The following is a 13,044-nucleotide window of genomic DNA, read 5'->3' as shown; positions in this document are numbered from 1 at the left end:
AGAACAATTAGAATTGTTGCTCAAAGCACGTCAAAGTATTTTAGCCGCTCAATTATTACTTCATAACTCTTTCGCCGAATATTCTGTATCTCGCTCTTACAGCAAGTTCAGCTTGAGTGAGGTACACCTTATGCGGGCAAGACTCGTACTGAGCAGTTCGACAAGCTCACTGTAACACTTGTCGTTCGCGTAGCGTGGCGTTAGCCATAGTATGCCCGCACCACAAGAGTTTTATGATTAATATCTGTATATCGGAAACTGCTTTATCTAGGCATAGTCGCCTAAATCCCCCGTCATTAAAATTTTGTTTTGCTTCTGATATTCCAGACGGATCGCTTTAATAATATGGTTCATAGCGATCGCTCTGTTGTCCTGATTCTCATCCCCCGCTGCCAAAAAAGCCGCCCGCAGTGCAATATTGCGAATATCCGCCCCCGTTAACTCAAAACGACCAGCCAAAAAATCCAAATCTAAATCCTGACAGATAGCCGTATTCATCGGCAACATAAGCTCCCACATTCGACGACGTTCCTCCTTCGTTGGTAAGGAAAACTCGATAATAAATCGTAATCTGCGCGTAAAAGCCTCATCTAAATTATGGCGAAAATTAGTCGTTAAAATCGCAATTCCTGCATACTCTTCCATTTTTTGTAATAAATAACTGGTCTCCATATTCGCATAGCGATCGCGGGCATCCTTGACTTCAGAACGCTTACCAAACAGGGCATCAGCCTCATCAAACAACAAAATAGCATTAGAATTAGTGGCCGCATCAAATACCTGACTAAGATTTTTTTCCGTATCGCCAATATACTTACTAACAATTTGAGACAGATCAATTTTATATAAGTCTAACTGTAAATCCTGGGCAATGACTTCCGCCGCCATGGTTTTTCCCGTCCCTGGCGCACCTGAAAATAAGGCATTTAACCCTTTACCCAGGGATAATCTCTCACCAAACTGCCAGTTTTCCATGACAAAATGATGCTGTTTGGCCTGATTACAAAGTTCTCGGAGTTGATGAGCGGGGTTAGACTGAAGAATAATATCCTCCCAGCCATACTTTGGCTCAATTTTCCGGGCTAGGGTAATCAGAGCATACCCAGATTCCGCACGCGCAGCCGCAAACAGATAACTCGATTTAGGCTTCTCCTTCCCCTGAGATTCCTTGTCTTGATAACCTTCCCAGAGCATCTGTTGACTAGCCATTGCTACCGCATTCCTGATCTGGTGGGAATAGAGACGAAAGCGATCGCTCAAAGAGTCCAGTTCGGCAGGGTTTAACATTATACCCAGGGGCGTTAAATGGGATAACCAACAATCCCGCCGTTGTTCAAAATCAGGCAGAGTAAAGGGAATAGTCAATAAACCCAAGGGATAGGGACTACTGGGAAAAGGCATTTCTCCCGACAAAATCACCAGGGTGGGATAATCCCCTAACGCTCTACAAAGACCTTGAAAGGCGATATTTTCAGTATTTTGAAAAAGTGGATCGATATTCGCTAAATAAAGCCAGGTTTGTTGCAGTTGAGCCTGTCGTAATAGTAGGAAAAAAGCCGTTTCTTGATTGACTTTTGCCGCCATCATTTTTGGCAAATCAACCATCAGTAAGGAAGCTTTGCTCTGATTGGCTAGGGATTGAACCAGGGTTTGTTTTTCTAGGGAATCTCCGCCCTGAAAATAGAGTTTTAGCGGTTTGCTTGCTTGCCAATGGTCTTGGATGAGTCGGAGTAAGCCTGGGGGACTTTTTAGGGTAACTGATTCGTTTTCAGGTTCAATAATATGGGCGTAATCTTTCAATCGAGCATCTAGTCCAGGAATTTTTAATAAGTATTGAGTAATTTGCGGGTCTAGATGTAATTCCTGGGCGAGTAAAGAACTATGGTCAACGGGGGAAACGAGTTGCAAAAGGCGATCGCGGGTCAGGGTAGCGTCGGGCTGAAAATAGCGGCGATAGGTAAGTTTTTCGGGAATATTCGCACAAATTAAGTTAAGAGCGAGATCAACCGTCGGTCTTTTGGCTCGCACATCGTCCTGGAGATAGGCATAGAGTTTTTCATAATTGCGATCAAGTTCAACAGCCAAAGCGATCGCCATGATTTTAATTTCAATATCATCTAATTGATAGGTTTTTTGTAGCCAATGTAAGGGAGTGTCAGCAATAACGGCGATCGCTAAATTCGGGTTATCTTCTGTTAGGAAAGACGATTGATCGAGAGGTTTTCCTACTATTTTTTCGGCGGTTTCTGGGGTGATTTGCAACAGGTCATGATAGGGGTTAACGTTTTTTTCTGGGTCATCAATGGCTGCGATCGCGGTTTCAAGTTTTCGGTCTAACCATTGCAGGAGGGGGATAAGATGGGGAAGCATTAATTTGGGTTAAGATGTTGGGCGTTTAACTGCTGTTGAGTAGTTTAATGCTAAAATGAGGGACATTATTCAGCTTTTATCAATTTCTTGAAATAACGGGAGAAATGGGTCATGGTGCAAACGAGACTTCACAAGCATTCTCTATCTAAAGCAGAGCAAGCTGTATCGAATGTTGCTTCTCGTGCTTCTGTCCGTGATCCCATTGATGAGTTTCAGGAAGTCTATGGCAGTCGGGCGGCGAGTGCGGCTTTTCGGCAACAATTGGGGTCGGATTTTTCTTCATCGCCTCAAATTCAGCCACCGATTCAAGCGAAACCGAGTTTTCGGGGTTTATCCCAGGAGTTGGCGGCAGAGTCTCAGCCTGTCCAGTTACGGGAAGAGGAAAATAAAACGGGTTTACCTGATGACCTGAAGGCAGGAGTGGAGAGTTTATCGGGTTTTTCGTTGGATGATGTGAGGGTTCATTACAATTCGTCTAAGCCTGCTCAGTTACAGGCGTTAGCTTACACGCAGGGGACGGAGATTCATGTGGGGCCTGGGCAGGAGAAGCATTTGGCGCATGAGGCTTGGCACGTTGTTCAGCAGATGCAGGGAAGGGTTAAGCCGACAATGCAAATGAAGGGAGTACAGATTAATGATGATGAGGGTTTGGAGAGAGAAGCGGAGAAAAAGGGTAAAAAAATATTACAGAAGCATTGGCCCAAACACGTTACTAATCTATTAACCCAGAAAAAATGTAACGTGAAACAGTGTTTTTGGAAAAAGAGTAATCGTGCTGAGAGGCATGAAGACAATAAACAGCCAACTTCAATGCACCATTCAACCGTTCAATGCAATGGCCTAATGCTAACCGACCGTCCTTGGGAAGAGATCCAAGAGCTAGAGTCAAGCTTAGGAAGTCAATTTGTCAAAACAAATTTGAGTCATATACCGAAAAAGGAGCAGATGTTGCGAAGCCTTCTCAACCCGAAGAATCTGATGGGAGATGCCAGCAATCAAATCGTCGTCGCGGAGGTTGCCGATTGGACTGAACGTCTAGATCTAGCCGTAACAGCCATAGGAATAGAATGGCAAAATCTAGGCGGGGATCCGAATAAACCCAAAGAAGAATACGAATGTTCAGGTGCAGATTGGAATATCAACGACGAGGGAGCGGACGTGTCCCGAGATCTGTTAAAGCCAGAATACAGAAGTGCCGACCCCGAATATGAACAGAAAATTTTTATAGCTTACATACCCGGTGACTTCGATCCCATAGCCGTAATGATAGTAGAGATGAGAAAAGAGGATAAACAAAGTCCCAATTTGACACATCGGTATATAAGATGGCTTCTGGGACATCCCAAGAAAAAAGGAGGAGGAAGTGCCCTCGTGCGTACGGCAAAAGAAATCGCCACCCACGATGCACAAGGGGAGCTTAGAGTCGATTCCGCTAAATCCGCTGAGTCATGGTATCAGAAACAAGGTTTCCAAACTCTATACGCATCAAAACACGAAATCAAAAAAGCCTGTGGTTGCAAATTTATGAAATGGTCAGAGTGATCGCCGATCTTGTAGTGCGATCGCCGATCTTGTAGGGTGCGGGCGAAACGTTGAACGAAACTAAGAATCAAAAGAAACTTGGAAGTGGAAAACACCGTTCGGCAAGTTGAAAACTCAGAAACTTGCATAACTCTCGTCAACTTGTGGGTTAAATTCCCACCCCTTTGGCAGTCAAAGGTGAAACGGCAAACAGCCAACCGTCACGCTGAGTCCAGTGTAAGACGCTGAAAGCAAGCAGGAAAATACGCTAACCCCCCGAATAGCCTATCATGAAAAGCGTAACCGAAAGTTCATCAAGGCAAGACCCGATGGAAGCATCGTAAACGAGAAATAGAGCAAAGGCTAAGGAAAAACTCTATCATATTTCCCCAAGAAATATGGCTCCCCCGAAACACAGGAGTTCGCTCATCCTGTCCACCGAGAAAGATTGAATAAATCAAGTATCAAGGCTGCTTCAAAGTGGGAGTCGGTGTAAAGGGACTAAGCCTAAAATGAACGAGAAAAGTAACGAGGGAACGTTGAAAATCTCTGCGGTCACTACGCACTAGAAATACAGTCTAACGTAGAAGGTCAAGGACAAAACCGAAAGACAGCAAGAGAGGAAAGAAGAGGAAAGGTAGGGCTTGAGAAACCCGACTATCCAAAACTGAAAAAGTCAGAGATAGAAAAGTAAGAAGTAAAACACTATGAACGTACAATCCTACGATTGGAACGTGGTGTGGAAGAAACTACCTTGGAAGAAATTCCAAAAGAATCTATACCGCCTTCAAAACTGTATCTATCGAAATGTCAAATTAGTGCGATCGCCGATTTTATAGCTCTTGTAGGGTGCGTTAATGCAATGTAACGCACCAAATTAACGCTTATTTCTCCAAAATATTTAATTTTCTCTCTAAAATGATTGTTTATTGTGCGTTACGCTTCGCTAACACACCCTACTTTTTTGTGGTTAATCATCCCAACAGCCTGAAGGTTTTTCCTTTCTTTCCCCCTTACCCCAATCGGCAGGATAAATTCCCTGAGCAATAAAACGATGAATACTGGAATACGGCCAATCCTGGGGATTTTTGCATAAACCATGTCGCACAGGATTATCATGAATATAATCACAATGCAGCGCAAAATCTCGCTCATTTCGGATTAAATGCTCCCAAAAACGACGTTGCCAAAGATGACTTTCCCCGCGCTTCTGTCGTGACAGAGAAATATCTCGATTAATCCCTAAAGCTTGCCCATAATGCTTAGTGCGATCGCCGCTCTTGTAGGGTGCGTTAATGAAATGTAACGCACCAAATTAATGATTATTCATCATCATTGTCTAATATTTGGAATGGCTATTAATGCGATCGCCGATGCAATCTTGATCATAATCGCTTTACCATAAGACTGACGGATAAAAGCCTCTAATTTTTTGATCTTTGGTAATAATAGGAGCATAATATTGATTTGCTAAAGCCACAATAATTCGGTCTGCTGGATCTTTATGTTCCCATTCTAAAGCAACACTTTTTAACCAAAGATTCTCATCAATTGGGATAATTGAAATCACATCTGATTGCTGTAATCTTTTAATATAAATTTCTAAAGAAATACCTAGATCTAATTTTTTATTTTTGATTTTAATGGCGATTTCCCAAATTGAAATAGAAGCCACTAACCCATTTTTATCCTTTTCCATTTGCTCACACGCTTTTTGAGCCAATAAAGATAATTGCTCTGGATCAAGACTCCACCAAATCAAAGCACAAGTATCTAAAACCAGACTCATAAAAGTTCCCATTCATCCGTGGTAGGAGTTGTCAAATCTTCTAAATAGGTAACTTTTCCTCGCAAGTCTGCAAATAATTCTTGAGTTGTCAATCTTGGTTTATTTTTAATGAGGCGGATTAGACTTAGAATTTTATCTAATTCCTGTTCTGATAGGGACTCAATTTCTTCCATAATTAAGGCTTTATTTGGCATAATTAAATTCCTTCAAATTGACCTTAGTATTACGATAACATAAAATTCATTAAAGAATGGCGATCGCTGTTGTAGGGTGCGTTAATGAAATGTAAGGCAACATCAGGATGGGAGGTATCGGTGCGTTACGCTGCGCTAACACACCCTACCCAAAAGTGCGTAAGCGTTGCTGCAAGCAGTTCGCAGATATTCTAGGTTAGGTTGAGAAAAAGATACCTAGCAATTCACTATTTAAAAATTGAAACATCAGTGATCTCTTTTTGATTTGATCAAGAAAAGACCACTATTCTTTTCTTCTTTACCTTCGAGAATGAAAACGCCCTGCTTCCTTGGGAGGAAAAGCAAAAAGTATACTTTATTACATTAAAAATATTCTTTGAGATTTGTGGAATGTGATTCAGGTCAATTTAGACAATATTTTGAAAATATGGATATGATATAAAAGTAAATGAAAATTAAAAAATATTGATTTCAATGTTAAATGAATCTGCCAAATTGCCAAAACTTAAAGATTCACTAATCGAGCAAATTCTTTTAGGAAATAAACTTAGTTCTGAGTTAATTGCAATTCTGACTATATATTTTGTCCAAGGGATATTAATGTTATCCCGGTTAGCTGTTAGCTTTTTTCTCAAAGATGAATTGTTATTAAGTCCAGTACAAATGTCCGCAATTATCGGTATCAGTACCATACCTTGGATGATCAAACCATTATATGGTTTTATTTCTGATATTTTACCATTATTTGGCTACCATAGAAAAACTTATATATTCTTATCAGGAATTATAGGAAGTGCGGCTTGGTTGAGTTTAGGAACAATAGTTAATAGTGGCTCAACTGCAACAATGATGATTCTCCTTTCTTCTTTTTCCGTTGCTCTTAGTGATGTGATAGTTGATTCCATAGTAGTGGAAAGAGCCAGATCAGAATCAGCAGAAAAATTAGGTTCTTTACAATCTCTTTGCTGGGCTATTTCAGCCATTGGTGGCTTATGTACAGCTTACTTTAGCGGCCTACTTTTAGAATACTTTACCACTCGTACAGTATTTTTAATCACGGCATTATTTCCTATAATTACCTCATTTGTCGCTTGGTTAATTACAGAAAAACCGATGAACAAAGATGATCAAAAAAACAATTATGATCATATTAAATATCAATTAGTACAAATACGTCAAGCAATCACAAAAAAAGCAGTTTTACTACCAACAGTATTTATATTTGTTTGGCACGCTACACCAAATGCCGAATCAGCGTTTTTCTATTTTACAACCAACGAACTACAATTTCAACCAGAATTTTTAGGACGAGTGAGATTAGTCACAAGTTTTGCTTCTTTAGTGGGAGTGTGGGCTTTTCAGCGTTACTTTAAAACTATCTCCTTTAAAATTATCTTTACTTGGGGTATTTTTATATCCACTGCTTTAGGAATGACAACTTTATTATTAGTAACTCATACCAACAGACTTTTAGGAATAAATGATCATTGGTTTAGTTTAGGTGATAATTTAGTTATTACAGTGATTGGACAAATTGTATTTATGCCCGTCCTAGTATTGGCAACAAAGCTTTGTCCTCCCGGTATAGAAGCCACATTTTTTGCTTTAATAATGTCTGTATTTAATTTAGGAGGAACAGTTTCCTATTGGTTAGGGTCTATGATGATGAAATGGTTAGGAATCACAGAAAATCAATTTGATTTATTATGGTTACTAATCATCATTACTAACTTTAGTTCTTTAATTCCCATATTTTTTATTAATTGGCTACCAGATGGTACAATGGAAATTGATGATAGTTCATCAATATAGTTTTTATAGTCTTTCAGGATAGTCAACCAAAAAAATGCAAACATTAGAAACCCAAGATAACCAACAAGATAACCAAGTTCTAGAAAAATCCTATACCATCAAAGATTGGCAAGGTGGATATGAATCCCTTCCTGAAGAATATGACTATTGGATTGATGATATCGAAGGAGAAATACCCCCAGAATTAGCGGGAACATTATTTAGAAATGGAGCAGGTTTATTAGATATAAATGGAGAAAGATTACACCACCCTTTTGACGGTGACGGTATGATCAGCCGCATTACATTTATCAATGGTCGCGCTCATTTTCGTAACCGATTTGTACAAACAGCAGGTTATTTAGCAGAACAAAAAGCAAAAAAAATTCTTTACCGGGGGGTTTTTGGTACACAAAAACCGGGTGGTTGGTTAGCTAATATTTTCGATTTTAACCTCAAAAATATTGCCAATACCAACGTTATTTATTGGGGTAAAAAACTCCTAGCATTATGGGAAGCAGCCGAACCCTATTTACTCAATCCTCACACCTTAGAAACTTTAGGAAATGAATATTTTAACGGTGTCTTGTCCAAGGGAGAAGCCTTTAGCGCCCACCCACGAATTGATCCCAATGGGATATTAGTTAACTTTGCCATAAAACCGGGATTATCAACTACAATTACCATCTTTGAATTGAATACAAAGGGAGAAGTTACCAGCAAAAAAAATCATAGTGTTCCTGGTTTTTGCTTTATTCATGATTTTGTAATTACAGAAAATTACTGTATCTTTTTCCAAAATCCCGTTAAATTTAACCCCATACCTTTTGCTTTAGGAATATGTGGTGCAGCCGAATGTATTAAAGTTGAAAAAAATCAACCCACAAAAATCATCATTATTCCTCGCACCACAAATACACCCATTGAAAAAGTCAGAATTTTAGAGACCAAAGCGGGTTTCATTTTCCATCATGTTAATGCTTTTGAACTAGAAAATGAAATTATCGTTGATTCTATTTGTTATGAATCATTAATGGAAGTTGAACCCAATAGCGATTATCGAAAAACTGATTTTGAGAAAAATTCACCTCCCCAACTATGGAGATTTCATCTAAATTTATTAGAGAATCAAGTCGAAAATCAGTTAATAGACACTCGTACCACTGAATTTCCTACCATTCACCCGCGTTACGTAGGTAAACCATACCGTTATTTATACAGTGCTGCGGCTCATAAATCAACATTGAATGCACCATTACAAGCCATTTTTAAGGTAGATTTAGAATCAGGAAAAAAACAACTTTGGAGTACAGCACCGCGAGGATTTGTAGGAGAACCAATTTTTGTTCCTCGCGCACATTCTCAACAAGAAGATGATGGTTGGATTATAGTTGTAGTTTACAATGCAGAAAATCATCGTTCAGAGATAGTGATTTTAGATGCTCAGAATTTGGAAAAAGGTAGAATTGCAAAACTAGGTCTAAAACATCATATTCCCTACGGTTTACATGGGAGTTTTACACCAGAAATATTCATTTAATGTAGGTTGGGTTGACGCTAGGAAACCCAATAACATCCTCCATTCCCATAAAAATGGATAATGGAGATGTGCAGGTTTTGATAGGAAACCGGGTACAATATAGGGCGAGGTGACGCTGGACTTATTCGTAAATAATAAAATTCCCGATTTCTTTAAGAAATCGGGGGTATAAGGTATTATTGACCAGATGTACGAGTTGCTTCTAGTAAGCGGGAAAAGTAGAAGCGTGTGCGAGTCATAGCCTGTCTTTGCACTGAAAAGCCATTTTTTTCCAGGATTTTGATTACATCAGATTCACGGTGTAAATAGGCACGAGTAGCTTTACTAGGGCCAGGAAAGAAACTACCGATTTTTTTAAGGATAGTCAGAAAGCAGGTTTTAGGCGCGAAACTGAGAATAATCCTCGATTGTGCTAAAGAACACAGGTGAGAAATCATTTCATCAGCTTTGTCTTGGGGGTAATGAATCAGAACATCTAAACAGATGATGGTGTGATAATTACCACTCAAAGATTCTAAATCCTGTACCGCAAAGGAGGGATTTATGGTATTGGAAAAAGCCTTTACAGCCCTGTCCTGGGCTTCTGATACCATTTTAGCAGAAATATCACTGGCATAGACTTTAGCGCCCTCCATAGCCAAGGGAATACTTAAACTACCTACACCACAGCCGGCATCACAAATTGATAATTCTGGTAAATTGTTGTCAGCTTTTAGCCAGCCCATGACATTATCCACAGTTTGCTGATGTCCAGTGCGTATGTCTAGCTGAACTTTGTTGACTTCACCATCACCATAGATGCGTCGCCACCTGTCAAAGCCTGTAGAGTTGAAATATTCGCGGACTATTGTTTTATCCTGGGCTGCGTTCATAAACTCAATTGTTAACGGTTCACAATTCTTAAAATTATCATTTGTCAGTGGATTCCCTGCTATAATGTTTGAACAAATGCAGTTGGGATGAATCGGGATTAAATTCTTAAAAAGCGACTAGCTAATTTAAGTAAATCAGCAATATCAATATCACCATCACCATCAATATCTAGAAATTTATTTAAGAACGGATTGCCACTAGATTGCAAGAAACTCAAAATTAAAGGCACTAAACTGGGTAATAATTCTTGAATTTTCTCAACATCTAGACCGGCGACCTGGGCGGCGTTTTCAGTGACTTTCGCTTGAATATCTGGAGAAAATAGGGTATTTACTGCCTCGGAATTAGGTGAAGTTCCTGCAAATTGATTTACAAAATCCTGTACGGATTCAGTTCCGTTGGTAGCTTGCTTCACCTGTAAAGATGATTGTACTTCTTTGCCAACAACTGATAAAATTGATTGGATTGTCGAGGAGTCAGCACCAACGTTATTACCTAATTGTTTAACTGTATTGGCAATATTTAGCAAGTCATCCAAACCACCACCTTGAGTGGAATTACTAACAACATTTAGTAAGTCATTTAAGCCACCGACTTGAGTGGAACTATTAACAGCCCCAAGAATTTGATCAAACAGTCCCATTGATTTTTACCCGTTGTTTTTAATGTTTCTCATGATCAATTCTATAGCAGAATTGAGGATTAAGTAGTGGAATTATATGATTCTACAGCATATTTCAGGTAAATGAAAGACTATTTTTCTCTACTCTCCAAGCCGGAGAATCATCTTTGTCTAAATCGGATTTACATCGGTGTCACAAAATTATAGTTTTTATATTTTTTTCTTTGTTGTTTGGGCTTTAGACCTGATTTTGTGGCGGTAGGGTTTGGAAAACAAGACTAAAGTTCTGACTACAGGCTAGGATATGGAAAAAAAGTGCTTTGTACTTGATACTGGGTACTTTATACTTGAGAAAATTGAACAACCCATTTATAAGTAATAAATTTATCATTCATGCCTTTGTCTCGCGTAGTAACACTGATTGTTGGTCTAATCGTCATTTTGGCGTTAACCCTATGGCTGATTGATTCTCTCTCTCGGCTGTACTGGCAGTTGTCCTATTCACCATTGTTGGGTAATTTACTATTATTACTGCTAATTTTCTTGATTGGTGGTTTAATCGCTGCCTTTGTCTATTATGTACTGGTGCTGCGAAAAGGAGAGGAAAAATCCCGACGACAACGCCAAAGAGTGACTCCAGCCCAAATTCCCGCCGCTAAATCTGATGCAGCTTCTTCTACTTTACAAGCAGTGCGTCAACAAGTAGCCCAAATTCAAGATGAGGTGACACGCCAAGCTTTACTCAGTCGCACTAGGGACATTGAGGCTAATTTAGCTAGGGGGGAAATTCAAGTGGTTGTCTTTGGTACAGGAAGCGCCGGCAAAACTTCCCTAGTTAATGCCATTATGGGGCGGATAGTGGGTGAAGTCAACGCGCCTATGGGGACAACTCAGGTGGGAGAAACCTATTGTTTACGGTTGAAGGGTTTGGAACGGAAGATATTAATTACCGATACTCCAGGGATTTTAGAACCAGGGGTAGCGGGTACGGAACGGGAACAACTGGCTAGGGCTTTGGCCACGGAAGCCGATTTACTGTTATTTGTGGTAGATAATGATCTACGCCGTTCTGAATATGAACCACTGCGGGGGTTGGCGGAAATTGGTAAGCGATCGCTTTTAGTGCTAAATAAAACGGATTTATATACTGATACTGATAGGAATGTGATTTTGGGGAGATTGCGGGAAAGAGTACGGAGTTTTATTGCTACTAATGATGTGGTAGCGATCGCTGCTAACCCGCAAATAGCTAAGTTAGAAACCGGCGAAACCTTCCAGCCAGAACCAGATATTATACCTCTGTTGCGGCGCATGGCCTCTATCTTACGGGCTGAAGGTGAGGATTTAATTGCGGATAATATTCTTTTACAATCTCTGCGTTTAGGGGAAGAAGCCCGCAAACTCATAGACTCCCAGCGTCGTCGTCAAGCTGATAAAGTCATCGTCCGTTATCAATGGATTGGGGCAGGTGTGGTTTCCGTGACACCATTACCAGTAGTAGATTTACTGGCAACTGCTGCCGTTAATGCCCAAATGGTAGTAGAAATTGGTAAGATATACGGTTGCGATTTAAACATGGAAAGGGGTAAGGAATTAGCCCTATCTTTAGGAAAAACTATTGCTGGTTTAGGTATCGTCAAAGGGGCAATTCAATTATTATCAACAGCTTTACAACTCAATGTTACTACTTTTATTGTCGGTAGAGCAATTCAAGGTGTAACAGCCGCTTATTTAACCCGCATTGCTGGGAAAAGCTTTATTGAGTATTTTCGTCATGATCAAGATTGGGGTGACGGGGGAATGACAGAAGTAGTACAACAGCAGTTTCAGATTAATCGCCGAGATGAGTTTATCAAAGTTTTTGTTCAAGAAGCGATCGCTAAAGTCGTTAAACCTTTAACTGATAGCTTTACAGACAAAGAAGATCATATATAGGACTGATAGGACTTAGGCAAATACTCCTCAAACCCTGATTTCTCCGTGACCTCTGTGGCTGAAGTAGTTTCTTATTCCGTAACTCCTGCCTAAGTCCGATCAAAAATTTTTAATTCCCGACAATTAATAAAACTTTAATTATCTATGGATGGAAATCACACCTACTCAGCCAAGAAAGTGCTATCGTAAAGTAGATAATTGAGAATTTATAAATGACACTTATCTATATGTCACATATTCGTCTGTGTTATCTTGTAAAAAAACTGGAGTTATTAACCTAAGAAATAAAATATTCGACTCATCATGAACCAAGGTCTAAAGATAGATGAAGTATAAAGGTTATTAGGATAGAAAACTACAAGAAATCAGGAAATCCAGATTGATAAACTCTCAAAAATACAACTATTTC

At 39.6% G+C, this 13,044-nt stretch carries 10 protein-coding genes; 5 read left to right on the top strand and 5 right to left on the bottom strand.

Annotated elements, in window-relative coordinates:
• Nucleotides 1–267: 267 nt before the first annotated feature.
• Entirely contained in the window at nt 268–2,370 is a 2,103-nt protein-coding gene (locus H6G25_RS05720) for an ATP-binding protein (protein WP_190391642.1), read from the bottom strand.
• A gap of 111 nt (nt 2,371–2,481) precedes the next feature.
• Here H6G25_RS05720 and H6G25_RS05715 point away from each other — a divergent pair, with 111 nt between their 5' ends.
• The gene (locus H6G25_RS05715; protein ID WP_190391641.1) at nt 2,482–3,912 is read left to right on the top strand and encodes a DUF4157 domain-containing protein; all 1,431 of its coding nucleotides are present in this window, start codon (nt 2,482–2,484) and stop codon (nt 3,910–3,912) included.
• A 686-nt stretch (nt 3,913–4,598) separates the two neighbouring features.
• A complete protein-coding gene (locus H6G25_RS21480; RefSeq protein ID WP_277881740.1) occupies nt 4,599–4,730 on the top strand; it encodes a hypothetical protein in 132 nt (43 codons plus the stop codon).
• Nucleotides 4,731–5,287: 557 nt separating this feature from the next.
• On the opposite strand, the gene H6G25_RS05710 is transcribed toward H6G25_RS21480, so the two are convergent.
• Nucleotides 5,288–5,680: a type II toxin-antitoxin system VapC family toxin gene (locus H6G25_RS05710; RefSeq protein ID WP_190391640.1), complete on the bottom strand. Its 393-nt coding sequence runs from the start codon at nt 5,678–5,680 to the stop codon at nt 5,288–5,290.
• Nucleotides 5,677–5,874, bottom strand: a complete 198-nt coding sequence (locus H6G25_RS05705; RefSeq protein ID WP_199319669.1) for a prevent-host-death protein — start codon at nt 5,872–5,874, stop codon at nt 5,677–5,679. Before H6G25_RS05705 ends, H6G25_RS05710 begins: the two co-directional genes overlap by 4 nt.
• A 474-nt stretch (nt 5,875–6,348) precedes the next feature.
• On the opposite strand from H6G25_RS05705, the gene H6G25_RS05700 reads away from it, so the two are divergent.
• Together H6G25_RS05700 and H6G25_RS05695 are read left to right on the top strand one after the other, a co-directional pair.
• On the top strand, nt 6,349–7,686 hold the full coding sequence (locus H6G25_RS05700) for a folate/biopterin family MFS transporter (protein ID WP_190391639.1): 1,338 nt from the start codon (nt 6,349–6,351) through the stop codon (nt 7,684–7,686).
• Nucleotides 7,687–7,720: 34 nt separating this feature from the next.
• Nucleotides 7,721–9,205, top strand: coding sequence for a carotenoid oxygenase family protein (locus tag H6G25_RS05695; RefSeq protein WP_190391638.1), 1,485 nt, complete (start codon nt 7,721–7,723; stop codon nt 9,203–9,205).
• A 176-nt stretch (nt 9,206–9,381) separates the two neighbouring features.
• Here the strand turns inward: H6G25_RS05695 and bchM are convergent, their stop codons facing one another.
• Nucleotides 9,382–10,077 (bottom strand): magnesium protoporphyrin IX methyltransferase, encoded by a 696-nt coding sequence (gene bchM / locus H6G25_RS05690; RefSeq protein WP_190391637.1) that lies wholly within the window; start codon nt 10,075–10,077, stop codon nt 9,382–9,384.
• 98 nt (nt 10,078–10,175) lie between these two features.
• The gene (locus H6G25_RS05685; RefSeq protein ID WP_242034892.1) at nt 10,176–10,721 is read right to left on the bottom strand and encodes a DUF937 domain-containing protein; all 546 of its coding nucleotides are present in this window, start codon (nt 10,719–10,721) and stop codon (nt 10,176–10,178) included.
• A gap of 372 nt (nt 10,722–11,093) precedes the next feature.
• Here H6G25_RS05685 and H6G25_RS05680 point away from each other — a divergent pair, with 372 nt between their 5' ends.
• Nucleotides 11,094–12,635: a GTP-binding protein gene (locus tag H6G25_RS05680; protein ID WP_190391636.1), complete on the top strand. Its 1,542-nt coding sequence runs from the start codon at nt 11,094–11,096 to the stop codon at nt 12,633–12,635.
• Nucleotides 12,636–13,044 lie beyond the last annotated feature (409 nt).

This window comes from Dolichospermum sp. FACHB-1091 (assembly GCF_014697585.1).
In the GTDB taxonomy this organism is placed as follows: domain Bacteria; phylum Cyanobacteriota; class Cyanobacteriia; order Cyanobacteriales; family Nostocaceae; genus Dolichospermum.
Note: the sequence above shows the minus strand (reverse complement) of the source record. Positions and strands in the feature narration are given on the sequence as shown.